Genomic DNA, 16,981 nt, shown 5'->3' on the forward strand with positions numbered 1-16,981 from the left:
CCACCACGCCCATCGCCGAGGAACAGGCGGCGCTCGACCGCATCCGCGGGGTCGTCACGGCCCTCGTCGAGCAGGAGGCCGAGTACCTCCGCACCATGCTCGGACGGCCGAGCGACGACCTGAACCTCACCGAGCGCGACGCGCTCGTCGCGCATCACGCGCAGCGCCTCCAGGGCCTCCGGACGGCGTCGTACGGGCTGCTCCTCGGCGGCGTCGAGACCGACGAGGGCGAGCGGTTCCGCATCGGGCGCATCGGGCTGAGCGACCCCGACGACGGCGAGCGGCTGCTCATCGACTGGCGCGCGCCCGTGGCCCGTCCCTTCTACACGGCGACGCCGCTGCACCGCGAGGGCGTGCGGGCCCGGCGGCGCATCTCGTCGACCGACCGCACGGTCACCGGCGTGTACGACGAGCCGCTCCACCTCGACCTCGGCGACCCCGACGGCGGGGCCGGCGACGGGCGACCCGACGCCGCGCTGCTGGCGGCGCTCGACCGCCCGCGCACCCAGCACATGAGCGACATCGTCGGCACCATCCAGCGCGAGCAGGACGCGATCATCCGCGGCCCGCTCGCCGGCACGCTCGTCGTGCAGGGCGGCCCCGGCACCGGGAAGACGGCCGTCGCGCTGCAGCGCGCGGCGTACCTGCTGTACGAGCACCGCGAGCGGCTGGCGAAGTCGGTCGTGCTCATCGTCGGCCCGAACCGCCGGTTCCTCGAGTACATCTCGCAGGTGCTGCCGTCGCTCGGCGAGGACTCGGCGGTGCTCGTCACGCCGGGCACCCTCGTGCCGGGCGTGACGGCGACCGCCGCGGAGTCGGCGGTCGCGTCGGAGTTCAAGGGACGGCTCGACATCGTCGACGCCCTCCGGCAGACCGTGCGCGCGTTCCAGGTGCCCGACGGCCGGAGCCGGGTGCTGCGCCCCGCCGGCCTCAAGCCGATGACCCTCGACGGCCGGCTGCTGCACCGCGTCCGCACCCGCGGCCGCTCGGGCGGCACGCCGCACAACGCGGCCCGCCCGAAGTTCGAGCGCGCGCTGCTGACCGAGATCCTCCGCCTCGAGGACGCCCAGCACGGGGCATCCGCCATGGAGGACTCGGAGCGGCGCGCCGACTGGGCCGAGGACCCCGCGGTGCAGGAGCTCTTCGACGAGCTCTGGCCGCTGCTCGACCCCGTCGAGGTGGTGCGCGACCTGTTCGGCGACCCGGCGCGGCTCGATGCCGCGTTCCCCGGGCTCGACCCGGCGCTGCGGTCGGCACTGCTCCGACCGCGCGAGCACGGGCTCACGCCGGCCGACATCCCCCTCGTCGACGAGCTCGCCGAACTGCTCGGCGAGGACCCGCGCCCGGCGACCGCCGCCGCGAACCGTGCCCGCGCCGATCGCGCGATCGACCTCGCGTACGCGCAGAGCGTGCTCGACATGGTCGACGACATCGACGGCGACGAGGACCGGCTCGCCGCGCCCGTCTCGATCGTCACCGCCGCGACCCTCGCCGACCGGCAGGCCGCCGGCGACGGCCGGTCGCCGGCCGAGCGGGCGATGGCCGACCGCGAGTGGGTCTACGGCCACGTCATCGTCGACGAGGCGCAGGAGACGAGCCCGATGCTGCTGCGCGCGCTCATCCGCCGCTGCCCGACCCGGTCGATGACCCTCGTCGGCGACGCGAACCAGTACACCGCGACGGATGCCCCGTTCACGTGGGCCGGCCTGCTCGACCCGCAGGTGCCCAGGTGGAGCCGCACCGACCTCACGGTCAACTACCGCACCCCGGGCCGCATCATGCACCTCGCCACCGACGTGCTGCGCCGCCTCGACCCGGGCACGCCCGAGCCGACGTCGGCCCGCGCCGGCGAACACGAGCCGCGCGTCGTCCGGGTCGCCGCCGAGCAGCTCGGCCGCGCCGCCGCCCGAGCGGCCGCCGACGCGCTCGCCGAGGGCGAGGGCACGGTCGGCGTGATCGGACCGCTGGGCGTACTCGGCGCGCTCCGCGACGTGCAGGCGACCGAGGCCGCGGAGGCGGCCGCCGCCGGTGCCCCCGCCCGCCTGTGGGTCGGCACGCCCGACGACGCGAAGGGCCTCGAGTTCGACGCGGTCGTCGTCGCCGTGCCTCCCATGCCCGAGCCGCGCGCCGTGTCGACGGCGACGTGGAAGCGGCTCTACGTGGCGCTGACCCGGCCGACGCAGCGGCTCACCGTGGTCGAGGCGGGCGACGTCATCGGCTGATCGCGGGTCGGCCGGCCGGACGCGCCCGGGCGGCGCGCACCAGTGGCCGCCGCGGGGCGCGCGGACTACCGTGGTCGCGTGTCCGCTGCTGCGACCGACGCACGCACCGCCCACGACGCCGGCGTCGAACGCCTGCTCGCGAGCTATCGGGCCGTGCCCGAGGCATCCGCGGTCCGGCTGGCCAAGCGCACGTCGAACCTCTTCCGCACGCGGGCGAGGTCGGATTCGCCGGGGCTCGACACGTCGGGCCTGACCGACGTCATCGCGGTCGACCCGGAGGCCCGCACCGCCGACGTCGCCGGCATGTGCACGTACGAGGACCTCGTCGCCGCGACGCTGCCGTTCGGCCTGGCGCCGCTCGTCGTGCCGCAGCTGAAGACCATCACGCTCGGGGGCGCCGTCACGGGCCTCGGCATCGAGTCGACGTCGTTCCGCAACGGGCTGCCGCACGAGTCGGTCCTCGAGCTCGACGTGCTCACGGGCGCGGGCGAGGTGGTCACGGCGTCGCGCGGGTCGTCAGGGGGCGACGCGCACGAGGACCTGTTCCGCGCGTTCCCGAACTCGTACGGCACGCTCGGGTACGCGGTGCGCCTGCGGATCGAGCTCGAGCCGGTGCTGTCGTTCGTCGAGCTCCGGCACGTGCGGTTCCACGCCATCCCCGACCTCGTCGCCGCGCTCGACCGCATCGTCGCGACCGGCGAGCACGACGGGGTCCGCGTCGACTTCCTCGACGGCGTCGTGTTCGGCGCCGACGAGGGCTACCTGTGCCTCGGCACGGGGTCGGCGCAGGCGGGCCCCGTGAGCGACTACACCGGCCGGCAGGTCTACTACCGCTCCATCCGCCACGCCGACGGGGTGCAGCGCGACCGGCTGACCGTCCACGACTACCTCTGGCGGTGGGACGCCGACTGGTTCTGGTGCTCGCAGGCGTTCGGCGCGCAGCATCCCCTCGTCCGGCGGATCTGGCCGCGACGACTCCGGCGCAGCAGCGTGTACGCGCGGCTCATGCGGCTCGAGCGCCGGTTCGACGTCGGCGACCGCCTCGAACGGCTGCACGGACGGCCGCCCCGGGAACGCGTCATCCAGGACGTCGAGGTGCCGGTCGAGCGCTGCGCCGAGTTCCTCGACTGGTTCCTCGCGAACGTGCCGATCCAGCCGATCTGGCTGTGCCCGCTGCGACTCCGCGACGATGCGGGCTGGCCGCTCTACCCGCTGCGACCGGGTCGCACCTACGTGAACGTCGGGTTCTGGTCGACGGTGCCGGTCGGCGCGGTCGAGGGCGAGGCGAACCGCCGGATCGAGCGCGAGGTCACCGCGCTCGAGGGGCACAAGTCGCTCTACTCCGACGCGTTCTACACCCGCGAGGAGTTCGACGCGCTCTACGGCGGCGACGCCTATCGGGCCGTGAAACGGCGGTACGACCCGGACTCCAGGCTCCTCGACCTCTACGCGAAGGCGGTGCAACGACGATGACCACGACCAGGGGCCAGGCGCGCGACCGGTCCGGCACCCCGGACGGAGCAGGGCGGGCGGATGCCACGGGCGAGCCGGAACCGGAGGCGGGCCGGCTGTCGCTCGCCCAGGTGCTGGAGGTCTTCGCCGGCGGCCGGCTCCCGCTGCGGTTCACCGCCTACGACGGCAGCTCGGCGGGCCCGCCCGACGCGCCGTTCGGGCTCGAGCTGAAGACGCCTCGCGGACTGACCTACCTCGCGACCGGTCGCGGCGACCTCGGCCTCGCCCGCGCCTACGTCGCCGGCGACCTCGACGCGCACGGCGTGCACCCCGGCGACCCCTACGACCTCCTCCGGGCGCTCGCCGACGAGCTGGTCTTCACGCTGCCGCCGCCCAAGGTGCTGGCCCGGGTGGTGCGGTCCATCGGCGCCCGGCACCTCCGCCCCATCGCACCGCCGCCGCAGGAGGTGCCGCCCCGTTGGCGCCGCGCCGCCGAGGGGCTCCGGCACAGCAAGGCCCGCGACGCCGAGGCGATCCACCACCACTACGACGTCTCGAACACGTTCTACGAGTGGGTGCTCGGCCCGTCGATGACGTACACGTGCGCCTGCTACCCCAGCCTCGACGCCTCGCTCGACGAGGCCCAGGAGAACAAGTACCGGCTGGTCTTCGAGAAGCTGCGCCTGCAGCCCGGCGACCGTCTGCTCGACGTCGGCTGCGGCTGGGGCGGCATGGTGCGCTACGCCGCCCGCCGCGGCGTCCGGGCCGTCGGCGTCACCCTGTCGCAGGAGCAGACCGCCTGGGCGCAGCGGGCCATCGCCGACGAGGGGCTGTCGGAGCTCGCCGAGGTCCGGTTCGGCGACTACCGCGACCTCCGCGAGTCGGGCTTCGACGCGGTGTCGTCGATCGGCCTCCTCGAGCACATCGGCGTGCGCAACTACGCGTCGTACTTCCGCTTCCTCCAGTCCCGGCTCCGCACCGGTGGGCTCCTCCTCAACCACTGCATCACGCGCGCCGACAACACCTCGCGACCCGCGGCGGGCGGGTTCATCGACCGCTACGTGTTTCCCGACGGCGAGCTCACCGGCTCGGGGCGGATCATCCGCGAGGCGCAGGACGTCGGCCTCGAGGTGCTGCACGAGGAGAACCTCCGCGACCACTACGCGTTGACCCTGCGGGACTGGTGCGCGAACCTCGTCGCGCACTGGGACGAGGCGGTCGCCGAGGTCGGCCTGCCCACCGCGAAGGTGTGGGGCCTGTACATGGCGGGGTCTCGGCTCGGTTTCGAGGGCGGCGGCATCCAGCTGCACCAGGTGCTCGCCGTCCGGCCCGACGCGCACGGCGGCAACGGCGGGCTGCCGCTGCGGCCATGGTGGACGCCCTGACCAGTGGGCGCCCGGGGTCGGCCCTCAGCCGACCTCGACCCGCTCCGGCTCCGGCTGCCGCCGGCCGGCGCGCTGCGCGGCCGCATCCTCGAGGTTGCCCGGCCGGCAGGCGACGAGCCCGCTCACGGCCGTGACGACCACGGCGGCGAAGAGCAGCACGAACGAGCTCGTCCACGACCCGGTGAGGGTGAGCAGCCAGCCGATGCTGAGCGGCCCGAGGCAGGCGATGCCGTAGCCGAGCCCCTGCATGGCGCCGGAGAGCAGGGCCGCGCCCGAGGTGGTGCGGGTGCGCACGTTCACGAGGGTGAGGCACAGCGGGAAGGTGCTGACGCCGAGGCCGAGCGCCGTCACCCACACCAGCGCGCCCTCGAGCGGCGCGACGAGGAGCCCGGCGTACCCGACGGCGAGCAGCGCCGCGCAGACGAGGACGACCGCGACGGGGTTGCGGAGGGCGATGGTCAGGCGCGGCACCACGAACGCGGCCAGCACGCCGAAGACGGAGAAGATCGCGAGCAGCGTGCCGCCCAGGGCGGGGTCGGCGCCGGCGTCGACGAGGATCGTCGGCAGCCACGTGATGATGCTGTAGGTGTGCAGCGCGGTCATGCCGAAGAGCACGACCAGGCTCCACAGCAGCGGGGTGCGCCAGGCGCCCACGATGCGCTCGCCGGCGGATGCCTCGGGCCGCGTCGCGGCGTCGTGGTCGCGTGCCCGGAGGGCGGTGACGAGCCACATCGCGACGGCGACGGCCCAGGGGATCGCCCAGACGGCCAGCGCCGCACGCCAGCCGAAGCTGAGGGCGAGCGGCACCGCGACGAGCGGCGCGGTGAACTGCCCGAGCTGCAGCAGGCCGAGGTAGAGGGAGCTCATCGCCTTGAGCCGCGAGGCGAAGTACGTCTTCACCATCGGCACGATGAGCACGTTCGACGCGCCGACGCCGGCGAGCGCGACGATCGTCGTGGCGACGAGCATGGCCGGGCTGTCGGAGGTCGCGCGGAGCACGACTCCGGCGCCGGCGATGGCGGCGGCGCCGACGAGCGTCCATTCGAGGCCGAGTCGACGCGATACGAGCGGGGTGACGAATCCGAACACGGCGAACGACGCGGCGACGATGGTGCCGAACGCGCCGATGAGCGCCGGCCCGAACCCGAGTTCGGCGGCGAGCACGTCCATCAGGGGCGAGAATCCCGTCACGGCGGTCCGCAGGCTCACCGCGGTTGCGATAATCCCGAGGAGTGGGAATGCCAGACTGCGTCCTGCTCGAACCTTCGCCACGATGCGACCTCCGCCAGTTACTGATGGGATGATGGGATGAATCTAGGGCATGATGCGACGACGGCGAAATCGGTCGTCGTGCGACCGAACGTCGTCGCCCAGGTGACCGAGTTCTTCCACGACCAGGTCCGCTCCGGGGCATGGCCGGTCGGGGAGCGCATCCCGGTGGAGAAGGAGCTCGTCGAGATCACCGGCGCCGGGCGCAACGCCGTCCGCGAGGGCGTGCAGGCGCTCGTGCAGGCGGGCCTCCTCCGGCGCGAGCAGGGGCGGGGCACGTTCGTGCTGGCGAACTCCGCGCTCACGACGACGATCACGCGGCGGGTGACGCACGCGTCGCGCGAGCACGTGCTCCAGCTCCGCCACGCGATCGACGCGTCGGCGGCCGCGCTCGCCGCCGAGCACCACGACCTGGCCGATGCGGCCAGGCTCCGGGGGGCCCTCGCCGTGCGCACCGAGTCCTGGCGGCGCGCGTCGGTGCCCGACCGGATCCGGGCCGACCTCGACCTGCACCGCGCGATCGTCTTGGCCACCGGGAACCCGCTCTACGTCGAACTCTTCGACGGACTCGCCGACGCGTTCGAAGCCGAGCTCGAGCACGACGTGCAGGGCGACGACGACGCGCACGCCGACCAGCACGAACGCCTCGTCGCCGCGATCCTCGACCGCGACCCCGCCGCCGCGGCCGCCTGGATCGACCGGCTGTTCGACACGCTCGACTGAGCGGCCGCCGGGGCGAGGCATCCGCTCGCCGACGATGGAGGCCGGCGGCCTTTCCGGGCGCTCGCGACGGGGCCATACTGGCCTTGGGGCGCGGTGGTCGTCGCCGCGCGGGGGAGCGGCAAGCGGGTTCGGGGGAGCCCGCCGGCCGGTGAGGGGGACGACATGCCTTCCGACGCGCGCATCGTGCGGCAGGACCGGGTCGAGATCCATCGCGACAAGGGCGGCAGGATGCCGAACTTCGTCTGGATGAAGGAGCGCGGCGTGCTCCTGCTCATCGAGGAGGGCGGCGAGCGGACGGTCGTGCTCGTGCGTGAGGGGCATCCGGATCTGTCGGACGAGATCTCGACCGTGCGGGGCTACGGTACGCCGCGCGGGCCGTACGGCAGCACGGCGTTCGGCGACCGCGCTCTGCGGATCGGGTTCGGCGAGGAGCGGCTCATCGTCGCCTTCACTGGCGAGACGACCGACCTGACCGGCACGGTCGCCGACCTGCAGGTCGATCGGCTGACGGGAGACTTCGACCTCATGAGCGCGCTCGGCGCCGCGCGGGACCTCTGGCGAAACCGCGACTTCTGGCGGCGGTCGCTCGAGGCCGCGAAGGCCTGGCGTGGGTTGCTCCCCAAGGGGTCCGGCGCCGCCGGGCGCGCGACGAACACGAGATCGAAGGCGAAGGCGAGCCCTGCACGCGCACCCGCCACGCGCGGCGGCGGCGGGATGGGCGTGCGGTACTCCGACGAGTTCCGGCAGCGGGCGGTGGCGGCCGCGCAGGCGTCCGATGCGTCGGTGGCCGCCGTGGCGCGGGAGTTGGAGATCAGCCCGACCACGCTGCGCCGCTGGATCGAGCAGTCGGCCTGAACGCACGGAGCCCCGAGCCGGTCGGCTCGGGGCTCCGTGCGAGGCACGTCGTCGGGCGCGCTATCCGCGCCGCGCCGACTCACCCGTCGGCGTGGCCGTCGCGCCGTCACTCCCGTCGGGGTCGGGAACGCCGGCGCCCGCGCCGACCGCGGCCGGCACGTGCTCCTCCGCGGTGAGCCCGCGGAGCTCGGCCTCGAGGCGCTCCGCCTCGTCGCCGCCGATCGCCTCGCCGCGGGCGACCAGCCCCGCGACATCCGACAGCGGGATCTCCTTGAGGAACAGCGCCAGGAGGAAGGCGATCGCGATGAACGGGATCAGGTACCAGAACACCGGTGCGAGCGCGTCGGCGTACGCGTCGACCACGCCGTCGCGGACGGGGTCGGGCAGCTGGTTCAGCGTCGCGGGGTCGATGGTCGCGGTCGCGTTCGCGGCCTGCTCGGCGGTCGCCCCGGCCCCGGCGAAGACGTCGGTGAGGTTCTCGGTGAGGCGGGTCGTGAACAGCGTGCCGAACACCGCCGTGCCGAGGGCGGCACCCACCTCGCGGAAGTAGTTGTTGCTGCTCGTCGCCGTGCCGATGTCGGCGGCGGGCACCGCGTTCTGCACGACGAGCACGACGACCTGCATGATCAGTCCGAGGCCGGCGCCGAACACGAACAGGTAGATGCAGATCAGCCAGATCGGGGTCGACGCCGCCAGGGTCGTCATCGCCACCATCGCGGCGCCCGTGATCACGGTGCCGAGGATCGGGAACAGCTTGTACCGGCCGGTCCGCGTGATGAGCAGGCCCGAGAGGATCGACGTGCCCATGAGGCCGACCATCATCGGCAGCATCAGCAGGCCGGAGGCCGCGGCCGACGTGCCCGACGACATCTGCAGGAAGGTCGGCACGAAGCCGATCGCGGCGAACATGCCGATGCCGAGGGCGAGGCCGATCGCGGTGGCGTTCACGAACACCGGGTTCTTGAACATCGACAGCGGCATGACCGGGTCGGCCGCCTTCGCCTCGACGAGGATGAACAGCGCGACCGCGACGACGAGCCCGAGGCCCCACGACCAGGTGGCCATCGAGTCCCAGCCGAAGTCGGTGTCGCCGCCGAAGTCGGTGAAGAAGATGAGGCAGGTCGTGGCGATCGAGAGGAAGATCACGCCGAGCCAGTCGATCGGCTTCTCGGCCTTCTTGTTCGGCAGCTTGAGCGCGAACACGGCGATGAGGAACGCGGCGATGCCGACGGGGATGTTGATGTAGAACGCCCACTGCCACGTGAGGTGGTCGACGAAGAAGCCGCCGAGGAGCGGGCCGGCGACCGCCGACAGGCCGAAGATGCCGCCGAGCGGGCCGAGGTACTTGCCGCGCTCGGAGGCGGGCACGATGTCGGCGATGATCGCCTGCGACAGGATCATGAGCCCGCCGCCGCCGAGGCCCTGGAGGGCGCGGAACACGACGAACATCCAGAAGTCGCCGGCGAAGGCGCATCCGATGGAGGCGAGCGTGAAGATCGCGATCGCGACCAGGAAGAGCCGGCGCCGGCCGAGCACGTCGCCGAACTTGCCGTAGATCGGCATGACGATCGTCGTGGCGAGGATGTACGCCGTGGTGATCCAGACCTGGTGCTCGACGCCGCCGAGCTCGCCGACGATCGTCGGCATCGCGGTGGAGACGATGGTCTGGTCGAGGCTCGCGAGGAGCATGCCCGCGATGAGGGCGCTGAAGATGATCCAGATGCGGCGCTTGGTGAGCAGCATCGGGGGAGGGGCGATGGTCGTCATGGGGTCTTTCGTTCGGGCGGGGGTTCGGGAGGGGAGCAGGGAATCGGGGGATCGCGGACGCGCGGCTAGAGCGCGAAGGCGGTGCGCGCGGCGTCGAGCCGGCGGTGCGCGAGGGTGCGGAGGTCGGGCGGGGTGTCGCCCTCGAAGAACTCCTCCAGGGAGGGCTGCACGATCGGGCCGAGGACCTTCACGGCCATCTCGGCCCGGAGGTCGCCCGCGGCCCAGCCCTGCCGGCGTTCGACGAGCCGGATGTCGTCGCGGATCGCCTCGTCCATGAGCTCGAACGCGTGGGCGATGAGGCGCGGTTCGCGCTTCGCGGCCCGGATGACCTCGCCGATCTCGTGCGGTTCGAGGCCGGTGCGCTCCCACCTCGCGACGAGCAGCTCCACGAGGGCCTCCATCAGCGGGCCGTCGCCGGCGACGAACGCCTCGTCGAGGTCGTGGTGGTCGGTGCGCACGGCGACGCCGAGGACGGCGTTCTCCTTCGACGCGAAGTAGTTGAAGAACGTGCGGCGGGAGACGCCGGCCTCCGCGCACGCCTCGTCGACGGTGAAGCCGTGCAGCCCGCGCTCGACCGTCAGCCGGCGGGCGACCCGGCGGAGCGTGCGCTCGGTCTCCCGGGTCTTCCGGTTCCGGAGGGAAGCTGCACTATCGGTCACAGAGTGCAGTCTTGCACTTCCCGCCTGAAAGTGCACTTCGAGGAGGCCGGTCACCCGGCGGCGAGGAACCGCCCGACGGCCTGCTCGACCGCGACCGGGAACCGCCGGAGCTGGTCGAGGTCGACCCACTCGTCGACCGCATGAAGCCCGCCGCCGGCCGGTCCGCACACCACGGTCGGCACGCCGACCTCCTGCCAGAGCGCCGACTCCATCCAGTAGGGCGCGCCGACCGGCTCGGGTCGCGTCCCGGTCTCGGCGAGGGCCGCGCCGAGCAGCCGCGAGAACTCCGCGGCGGCGCCGGTCGCGTCGACCTGCCAGGCGGCGCGGGCCATCCCGAGCCGCACCTCCGCCGTCAGCCCCGGAAGGCCCGCCACGACCCCGTCGACGAGCGCGCGCACCTCGTCGAGGGCGCGGGCGGATGCCTCGCACGGCACGGTCCGCCGCTCGACGACGACCTCCGCGCCGGCGGCGACGGTGAACGGGGCGGTGCCGGCGCGGGCGACGGTGGCCATCAGCGAGCCGTGCCCGAGGAGCGGATGCGGGGCGAGGGCGTGGAGCGACGCATCCGCCGCCCGGATCCCGGCGAGCAGGTCGCCGAGCGCCCGGATCGCGTCCACCCCCTGGTCGGGCTGCGACGAGTGCGCGGCCCGCCCGTGCAGGGCGACGTCGACGACCGCGAATCCGCGGTGCGCCGCGGCGAGGTCGAGCCAGGTCGGCTCGGCGATGAGGCACAGGTCGGGGGCGAGGTCGCGGCCCGACAGGTCGGCGATCACCGCCTCGGCGCCCACGCTCGCGTCCTCCTCGTCCGCGACGAGGGCCACGACGATCGTGCCGGGTGCATCCGCGGCGGCGAGCCGCTCGGCCGCGACGACGAGGCCGGCCACGCCGCCCTTCATGTCGCTGGCGCCGCGGCCGACCAGGCGCTCCCCGTCGATGCGCGCCGTGAAGGGATCGGGCATCCCGTCGACGCCGACCGTGTCGAGGTGCCCGTTGAGCACGACCGTGCGCCCCGGCCGCGACCCCGACCGCACCGCGACCAGGCTGACGCGCGACGCATCCGACGCAGCGGGCACGAGCCGCACCGCGAACCCGGCCGCGTCGAGTCGTTCGGCGAGGTGCGCCGCGATGCGGGCCTCGCCGGGCGCGCCCGGCACGAGGCTCGAGCTCACCGAGTCGATGCCGATCAGCGTCGCGGCGAGGTCGACGACGGCGGCGGATGCGGACACGGCGAGGGGATCGGTCGGCATGGGAGCACCCTACCGACCGACCCCGGATCGCCGGTCAGACCGCCGCGACCGCCGGTCAGACCGCCGCGACCGCCGCGCGGATCGCGGCGAGCGCCGTCTCGGGGTGCGACACCATCGAGACGTGCGAGGCCGCGACCTCGCTGACGGTCGACCCGGCGCGCTCGGCGAGGCGGCGGAGCACGGCGACCGGGATGACGAGGTCGTCGGTGCCGATGACGGCCCAGCTCGGCCGCGTCCTCCAGGCGGGCTCGCCCGACGGCGTGACGTTCGCGATGAGCGACGCGGGGCGCTGGCTCGCCGCGATGGTCCAGCGATCGGCGTCGGAGAGGTCGGGCGCGAACGAGGCGTGCACGACCTCGGGCTTCAGGAAGACCTCGACCACGCCCTCCGGAGCGCCCGGGTAGGCGACGAAGTCGAAGATCGTCGTCGGGTCCTCGACGGCGAGCGCCGATCCCGAGCCGTCGAGGATCTGCACGACCGTCTCGCCCTCGTCCGGGATGAAGGCGTTGACGTACACGAGGGCCGCGACGTTCGGCGCCGACGTCGCGGCGTTCGTGATCACCGCGCCGCCGTACGAGTGCCCGACGAGCACGACCGGCCCGCTCGTGCGCTGGGCGAGGAACGCGGCGAGGTACGCCGCATCGTCGGCCAGTCCGCGCAGCAGGTTCGGCGGCACGAGCACCGTGTAGCCGTCGGCCTGCAGCGCCCTCGTCACCGCATCCCAGCTCGATCCATCGGCCCAGGCCCCGTGCACCAGCACGATCGTCTGCTTCGTCGCATCCGTCATCGCTACCTCCCCAAGTTTCGAACGTCCGGGGGCACCATACGCCCGTTGCGACCTGCGGCACCAGAGTCCGTTTCCGGGTCAGGGTGCAGGTCGCGAGCGGATGCCCCGCCCCCGCCGCCTCCGCCCGCGCCCTACCCGGCCGGGCCGACGTGCGGCAGACTGCACGCGGGGGTGGGCCATGGACGACGCGAGCGAGATCCCGACGCGACTGCGCCTCGAGCTCCGGCACCGGATGCGGCCGCTGGTCGGCCGGGACCCCGCCGAGCGCGACCGCGCCGTCACCCCGCTCGAGCTGCTCTACGACCTGACGTACGTCGTCGCCTTCGCCGCGGCCGCCGACCTGCTCGCCGAGCACCTCGCGGAGGGCGAGGTGTGGTCGGCGATCGCCGGGTTCGTGTTCGTCGGGTGGGCGGTGAGCTGGGCGTGGCTGAACTTCACCTGGTTCGCGTCCGCGTACGGCAACGACGACGTCATGTTCCGCCTCGCGACGATCGTGCAGATGATCGGAGTCGTCGTGCTCGTGTTCGGGTTGCCGGCCGCCTTCGAGGCGCTCGCGCACGCCGAGAACCCGCTGGTGCCCGCCATCGTCATCGGGTACGTGGTGATGCGCGTGCCGCAGATCGCCCTCTGGCTGGCGGCGGCCCGCCAGGATCCGGCGCACCGCCGGATCGCCCTGGCGTACGCCGTGATCATCTCGGCGGCGCAGGTCGGCTGGGTGCTGCTCGCGATCGCGGAGCTGCCCATCGTGCCGACGATCGTCATCCTGCTCGTGCTGGCCTCCGCGGAGATGGCCGCCCCGGTCATGTCGGCGCACCGCATGGGGTTCGCACCGTGGAACGCCGGCCACATCGCCGAGCGGTTCGCCCTCCTCACGCTCATCACGATCGGCGAGGTGATCGCCGGCACGACGGCGGCGGTCGGCGCCCTCACCCTGGAGCAGGGCTGGTCGCCGGAGGCGGTGCTGATCATCTCGTCGGGGCTGCTCATCGCGGCGGCCATCTGGTGGACCTACTTCCTGGTGCCGTCGCGGACGGTGCTCGAGCTGCGACCGACCCGCACGTTCTCGTGGCGCTACGCGCACCTGCCGCTGTTCGCGTCGATCGCGGCGGTCGGCGCCGGCCTGCACCTGACCACCATCGCCGTCGAGCACGGCGGCGTCTCCCTGTTCGGCATCTCGCTGGCCCTCGCGATCCCGCTCGCCCTCACGATCGTGGTCATCCTCCTGATCTGGAGCGTGCTCCTGCGGTCGTTCGACCTCTCGCACCTGTCGCTGCTGCTCGTCACGCTGGCGCCGCTCGTGGCGGCGGTCGTCGTGGGATTCCTCGCGGGCCCGACCGAGCCGATCGACCTGGAGGACCGGTCCGACCTCACCGCGCTCAGCGTCGTGATCTCGCTCGTCGCCCTCGGCGCGGTGATCGAGGTCGTGGGCCACGAACTGGTCGGGTACGGGCACACGCTCCGCGCCTGGCAGCGCACGGCGGGCGAGGCGGAGGGGGCGACGGCGACCGACCTGCCGCGCGGCTGATCGCGCAGGGCGGTCGCCCCAGGCCGGTCGCCCCAGGTCGGTCGTCTCAGGCCGGATGCCTCACCCGCCGGGGTCCGCGCCGGTGGGGGCGTCGACCATGCGGGGCTGCCCCGACCGGTGCAGGCCCACGCCGACGTCCGGCGGTGCGAAGTGCAGGGGCAGCGCGACGACGACGCCCGTCGCGACCACCGCGACGGCGGTGCCGATCGCGCACGCCCGCGCCATCACGGCCTGCGTCCGCGTCCGGAGCGCGCGGCGCGCCAGCGCCAGGAGCGCCGCGCCGGTCACGCCGCCGGCGGTGTTCGCGATGACGTCCGTGAGGTCGGCGCTGCCGACCGCGAGCGCGTACTGCCCGACCTCGAGGCCGAGGCTCGCCGCGCCGACGACGCCCGCGACCCTCCACCACGACCAGCGCGGCGCGAGGAGCGCGAGGAAGAGCCCGAACGGCACGAACACGAGCAGGTTGCCGACGACCTCGACGGGGTCGCTCGCGCCCTCCCCGCCAGCGGCGACGAACGGGACGAGCTTCAGCACGCGGACGCCGGCCGTGCCCACCCACGGCACCTCCAGCTTCCACAGCACGAGCCAGGCGAGCAGGCCGAGGTAGACGGCGAAGGAGACCGCGATCGTCGACCGGGAGCGGGCGGTCACGGCTGCATCCGCGGATCGGACGTCGGGTCGGGATAGGCCGCCGGGCAGCCGGCGGCGACCGCGTCGGGACGCAGCTCGTAGTGCCACGACTCGTTGGCGTAGACCTGGCAGAGCCCGTACGCGGCGCCGAACTGCGAGAGCCAGTACGTGGCGTCGAACGGCCCGAGGTCGACCGCGTCGCCCTGCACGTGCGGGGAGGTCTCGGCGGTGGCGACCCAGCGCGCGGCCTCCGCCGCCGATCCGTACTCGGCGACGGCGTCGCGCAGCAGGTCGTCCTGGTACGCCGCGGAGCGCCAGCCGCTGTTGACGAGGAACTCGATGCCCTCGGCCGAGGCATCCGTCGCCGCGCTCCGCAGCGCCTCGAGGAGGGCGGGATCGAGGTTCGCCACGCCCGGATACGCGTCGTCGAAGACCGTGACCCCCTCCGGCAGGACGCCGTCGGCTTCCGTCGGCGTCGACCACGGCAGTGACGACGAGGCGGCCGACTGCGCGAGGACCGTGCCGACCGCCGCGGCGGCGACGACCGCCAGTACGGCGGCGAGGGCGCCGCGCCGCCGGCGGGAGGTGGAGCGTGGGGGTGGTGCCGTTCGATGCATGCTCCCAGCCAAGCGAGCGCGTCGTTGCGGGGCCGTATGCGGTTCTCGATAGGCCGACGATATGCCCGGCCTCCTAGCATCGAGGCATGCGCGTGCTGATCGTCGAGGACGAACCCCTGCTCGCCGAGGCCATCCGCGACGGGCTGCGCCTCGAGGCGATCGCGGCGGATGTCGCGGGCGACGGCGACACGGCGCTCGAGATGCTGGCGATCAACGCCTACGACCTCGCCGTGCTCGACCGGGACATCCCCGGCCCGTCGGGCGACGAGGTCGCGCGGCGCATCGTCGCGTCCGGCAGCGGCATGCCGATCCTCATGCTCACCGCCGCCGACCGGCTCGACGACAAGGCGTCGGGGTTCGAGCTCGGTGCCGACGACTACCTGACGAAGCCGTTCGAGCTGCGCGAACTCGTGCTGCGGTTGCGCGCACTCGATCGCCGACGCGCGCATATCCGCCCGCCCGTGCGCGAGATCGCGGGCCTGCGGGTCGACGCGTTCCGCCGCGAGGTCTACCGTGACGGTCGCTACGTGGCGCTGACGCGCAAGCAGTTCGCGGTGCTCGAGGTGCTCGTCGCCGCCGAGGGCGGGGTGATCAGCGCCGAGGAGCTGCTCGAGCGGGCGTGGGACGAGAACGCCGACCCGTTCACGAACGCGGTGCGAATCACCGTCTCAGCGCTGCGCAAGCGACTCGGCGAGCCCTGGCTGATCGTCACGGTGCCGGGCGTCGGCTACCGCATCGACGCGGGGGGCGCGGAGCATGGCTAGGCCGCCCGGGCCGAGCGTCCGGCTGAAGCTCACCCTCAGCTACGCCGGATTCCTCATGCTGGCCGGGGCGCTGCTGCTCGCGGTCGTCTGGGTGTTCCTGCTGCGCTACGTGCCCGCGCAGGCCATCGACACCATCGGGGGATTCGTGCCGGGCCGCGACGACCTCGTGCGCGCCTTCGCGCCGGCCGTCGCCTGGGCGCTGGTATTCCTGCTCGCGTTCGGACTGCTCGGCGGATGGTTCCTCGCCGGGCGGATGCTCGCGCCGCTCGACCGCATCACGCGGGCGACCCGCCGGGCGGCCGGCGGATCCCTCTCGCACCGGATCGAGCTGGAGGGGCGCCAGGACGAGTTCCGCGAGCTCGCCGACAGCTTCGATGCGATGCTCGCCCGGCTCGAGGCCCACGTCGCGGAGCAGCAGCGGTTCGCCGCCAACGCCTCCCACGAACTCCGCACCCCGCTCGCGATCACCCAGGCCATGCTCGACGTCGCCCGCGAGGACCCGGACCGCGACCCCGACGCGCTGATCGCCCGGCTCCGAATCGTCAACGCCCGGGCGATCGAGCTCACCGAGGCCCTGCTCGTGCTGAGCCGCGCCGACCAGGGCTCCTTCGCGCGGGAGCCCGTCGACCTCTCGCTCGTGGCGGAGGAGGCCGTCGAGACGCTCCTGCCGCTCGCGGAGGCGCGCGGCATCGCGCTCGAGGCATCCGGGGACGTCGCGATCGCGACCGGTTCGCAGGCGCTGCTGCTCCAGCTGACGACGAACCTGCTGCACAACGCGATCGTGCACAACCTCGCGGAGGGCGGCGCGGTGCACCTCGCCACGGCGGCGGGCGGCGACGTCGTGTCGCTGACCGTCGAGAACACGGGCGAGCCGCTCAACCCGGGCGCGGTGGCGACCTACGTGGAGCCGTTCCAGCGCGGCTCCGACCGCGTCCGCGACGGCCACGCCGGCGTGGGCCTCGGACTCGCGATCGTCGCCAGCATCACGCGCGCGCACCGCGGCGCGCTGACGCTCGAACCGCGGGCCGCCGGCGGCCTGCGGGTGACGGTGACCCTGCCGGCGGCGACCGGCTGACGCG

Annotated in this window: 15 protein-coding genes; 8 read left to right on the forward strand and 7 right to left on the reverse strand. The window is 73.7% G+C overall.

Features of this window, described 5'->3' with window-relative positions; genetic code table 11:
- The first annotated feature begins 95 nt into the window (after positions 1–95).
- The 3 genes from ACGGZK_RS11040 to ACGGZK_RS11050 all read left to right on the forward strand — a co-directional run bounded on the left by ACGGZK_RS11040 (position 96) and on the right by ACGGZK_RS11050 (position 5,059).
- Positions 96–2,222, forward strand: a complete 2,127-nt coding sequence (locus tag ACGGZK_RS11040) for a HelD family protein (RefSeq protein WP_395242710.1) — start codon at positions 96–98, stop codon at positions 2,220–2,222.
- 78 nt (positions 2,223–2,300) lie between these two features.
- Entirely contained in the window at positions 2,301–3,695 is a 1,395-nt protein-coding gene (locus ACGGZK_RS11045) for an FAD-binding oxidoreductase (protein WP_395242711.1), read from the forward strand.
- A complete protein-coding gene (locus ACGGZK_RS11050) occupies positions 3,692–5,059 on the forward strand; it encodes a class I SAM-dependent methyltransferase (protein ID WP_395242712.1) in 1,368 nt (455 codons plus the stop codon). The genes ACGGZK_RS11045 and ACGGZK_RS11050 overlap by 4 nt, the downstream gene beginning before the upstream one ends.
- Positions 5,060–5,083: 24 nt before the next feature.
- Here ACGGZK_RS11050 and ACGGZK_RS11055 read toward each other — a convergent pair whose 3' ends face one another.
- Positions 5,084–6,268 carry an MFS transporter gene (locus tag ACGGZK_RS11055; protein WP_395242713.1) on the reverse strand — a complete coding sequence of 395 codons (1,185 nt, stop codon included), beginning with the start codon at positions 6,266–6,268 and terminating at the stop codon, positions 5,084–5,086.
- A gap of 141 nt (positions 6,269–6,409) precedes the next feature.
- Here ACGGZK_RS11055 and ACGGZK_RS11060 point away from each other — a divergent pair, with 141 nt between their 5' ends.
- Both ACGGZK_RS11060 and ACGGZK_RS11065 read left to right on the forward strand, forming a co-directional pair.
- On the forward strand, positions 6,410–7,051 hold the full coding sequence (locus ACGGZK_RS11060) for a FadR/GntR family transcriptional regulator (RefSeq protein WP_395242714.1): 642 nt from the start codon (positions 6,410–6,412) through the stop codon (positions 7,049–7,051).
- 162 nt (positions 7,052–7,213) lie between these two features.
- Positions 7,214–7,906, forward strand: coding sequence for a transposase (locus tag ACGGZK_RS11065; protein ID WP_395242715.1), 693 nt, complete (start codon positions 7,214–7,216; stop codon positions 7,904–7,906).
- Between the two features lie 60 nt (positions 7,907–7,966).
- Here ACGGZK_RS11065 and ACGGZK_RS11070 read toward each other — a convergent pair whose 3' ends face one another.
- The 4 genes from ACGGZK_RS11070 to ACGGZK_RS11085 all read right to left on the reverse strand — a co-directional run bounded on the left by ACGGZK_RS11070 (position 7,967) and on the right by ACGGZK_RS11085 (position 12,366).
- The gene (locus ACGGZK_RS11070) at positions 7,967–9,673 is read right to left on the reverse strand and encodes an MDR family MFS transporter (protein ID WP_395242716.1); all 1,707 of its coding nucleotides are present in this window, start codon (positions 9,671–9,673) and stop codon (positions 7,967–7,969) included.
- A 65-nt stretch (positions 9,674–9,738) separates the two neighbouring features.
- A complete protein-coding gene (locus ACGGZK_RS11075) occupies positions 9,739–10,332 on the reverse strand; it encodes a TetR/AcrR family transcriptional regulator (protein ID WP_395242717.1) in 594 nt (197 codons plus the stop codon).
- A 50-nt stretch (positions 10,333–10,382) separates the two neighbouring features.
- Positions 10,383–11,579, reverse strand: a complete 1,197-nt coding sequence (locus tag ACGGZK_RS11080) for a M20/M25/M40 family metallo-hydrolase (RefSeq protein WP_395242718.1) — start codon at positions 11,577–11,579, stop codon at positions 10,383–10,385.
- A 55-nt stretch (positions 11,580–11,634) separates the two neighbouring features.
- Complete coding sequence (locus ACGGZK_RS11085; protein WP_395242719.1) at positions 11,635–12,366, reverse strand: alpha/beta fold hydrolase; 732 nt, start codon at positions 12,364–12,366, stop codon at positions 11,635–11,637.
- 178 nt (positions 12,367–12,544) lie between these two features.
- On the opposite strand from ACGGZK_RS11085, the gene ACGGZK_RS11090 reads away from it, so the two are divergent.
- The gene (locus ACGGZK_RS11090; protein ID WP_395242720.1) at positions 12,545–13,891 is read left to right on the forward strand and encodes a low temperature requirement protein A; all 1,347 of its coding nucleotides are present in this window, start codon (positions 12,545–12,547) and stop codon (positions 13,889–13,891) included.
- Positions 13,892–13,951: 60 nt separating this feature from the next.
- Here the strand turns inward: ACGGZK_RS11090 and ACGGZK_RS11095 are convergent, their stop codons facing one another.
- Both ACGGZK_RS11095 and ACGGZK_RS11100 read right to left on the reverse strand, forming a co-directional pair.
- Complete coding sequence (locus ACGGZK_RS11095; RefSeq protein WP_395242721.1) at positions 13,952–14,542, reverse strand: VanZ family protein; 591 nt, start codon at positions 14,540–14,542, stop codon at positions 13,952–13,954.
- Positions 14,539–15,138: a M15 family metallopeptidase gene (locus ACGGZK_RS11100; RefSeq protein ID WP_395242722.1), complete on the reverse strand. Its 600-nt coding sequence runs from the start codon at positions 15,136–15,138 to the stop codon at positions 14,539–14,541. Before ACGGZK_RS11100 ends, ACGGZK_RS11095 begins: the two co-directional genes overlap by 4 nt.
- An 86-nt stretch (positions 15,139–15,224) precedes the next feature.
- Between ACGGZK_RS11100 and ACGGZK_RS11105 the strand changes: the two genes are divergently transcribed.
- Together ACGGZK_RS11105 and ACGGZK_RS11110 are read left to right on the forward strand one after the other, a co-directional pair.
- A complete protein-coding gene (locus ACGGZK_RS11105; RefSeq protein ID WP_395242723.1) occupies positions 15,225–15,902 on the forward strand; it encodes a response regulator transcription factor in 678 nt (225 codons plus the stop codon).
- The gene (locus tag ACGGZK_RS11110) at positions 15,895–16,977 is read left to right on the forward strand and encodes a sensor histidine kinase (protein WP_395242724.1); all 1,083 of its coding nucleotides are present in this window, start codon (positions 15,895–15,897) and stop codon (positions 16,975–16,977) included. Before ACGGZK_RS11105 ends, ACGGZK_RS11110 begins: the two co-directional genes overlap by 8 nt.
- Positions 16,978–16,981 lie beyond the last annotated feature (4 nt).

This window comes from Agromyces sp. MMS24-K17 (genome assembly GCF_043950245.1).
Classification (GTDB): Bacteria; Actinomycetota; Actinomycetes; order Actinomycetales; family Microbacteriaceae; genus Agromyces.

What these genes read in the sequence shown, in the direction of transcription:
- ACGGZK_RS11040 (WP_395242710.1), top strand. Translation starts at nt 96, where the DNA reads ATGCTCGGACGGCCGAGCGACGACCTGAACCTCACCGAGCGCGACGCG.
- ACGGZK_RS11050 (WP_395242712.1), top strand. Translation starts at nt 3,692, where the DNA reads ATGACCACGACCAGGGGCCAGGCGCGCGACCGGTCCGGCACCCCGGAC.
- ACGGZK_RS11065 (WP_395242715.1), top strand. Translation starts at nt 7,214, where the DNA reads ATGCCTTCCGACGCGCGCATCGTGCGGCAGGACCGGGTCGAGATCCAT.
- ACGGZK_RS11070 (WP_395242716.1), bottom strand. Translation starts at nt 9,673, where the DNA reads ATGACGACCATCGCCCCTCCCCCGATGCTGCTCACCAAGCGCCGCATC.
- ACGGZK_RS11080 (WP_395242718.1), bottom strand. Translation starts at nt 11,579, where the DNA reads ATGCCGACCGATCCCCTCGCCGTGTCCGCATCCGCCGCCGTCGTCGAC.
- ACGGZK_RS11085 (WP_395242719.1), bottom strand. Translation starts at nt 12,366, where the DNA reads ATGACGGATGCGACGAAGCAGACGATCGTGCTGGTGCACGGGGCCTGG.
- ACGGZK_RS11090 (WP_395242720.1), top strand. Translation starts at nt 12,545, where the DNA reads ATGGACGACGCGAGCGAGATCCCGACGCGACTGCGCCTCGAGCTCCGG.
- ACGGZK_RS11100 (WP_395242722.1), bottom strand. Translation starts at nt 15,138, where the DNA reads ATGCATCGAACGGCACCACCCCCACGCTCCACCTCCCGCCGGCGGCGC.
- ACGGZK_RS11105 (WP_395242723.1), top strand. Translation starts at nt 15,225, where the DNA reads ATGCGCGTGCTGATCGTCGAGGACGAACCCCTGCTCGCCGAGGCCATC.
- ACGGZK_RS11110 (WP_395242724.1), top strand. Translation starts at nt 15,895, where the DNA reads ATGGCTAGGCCGCCCGGGCCGAGCGTCCGGCTGAAGCTCACCCTCAGC.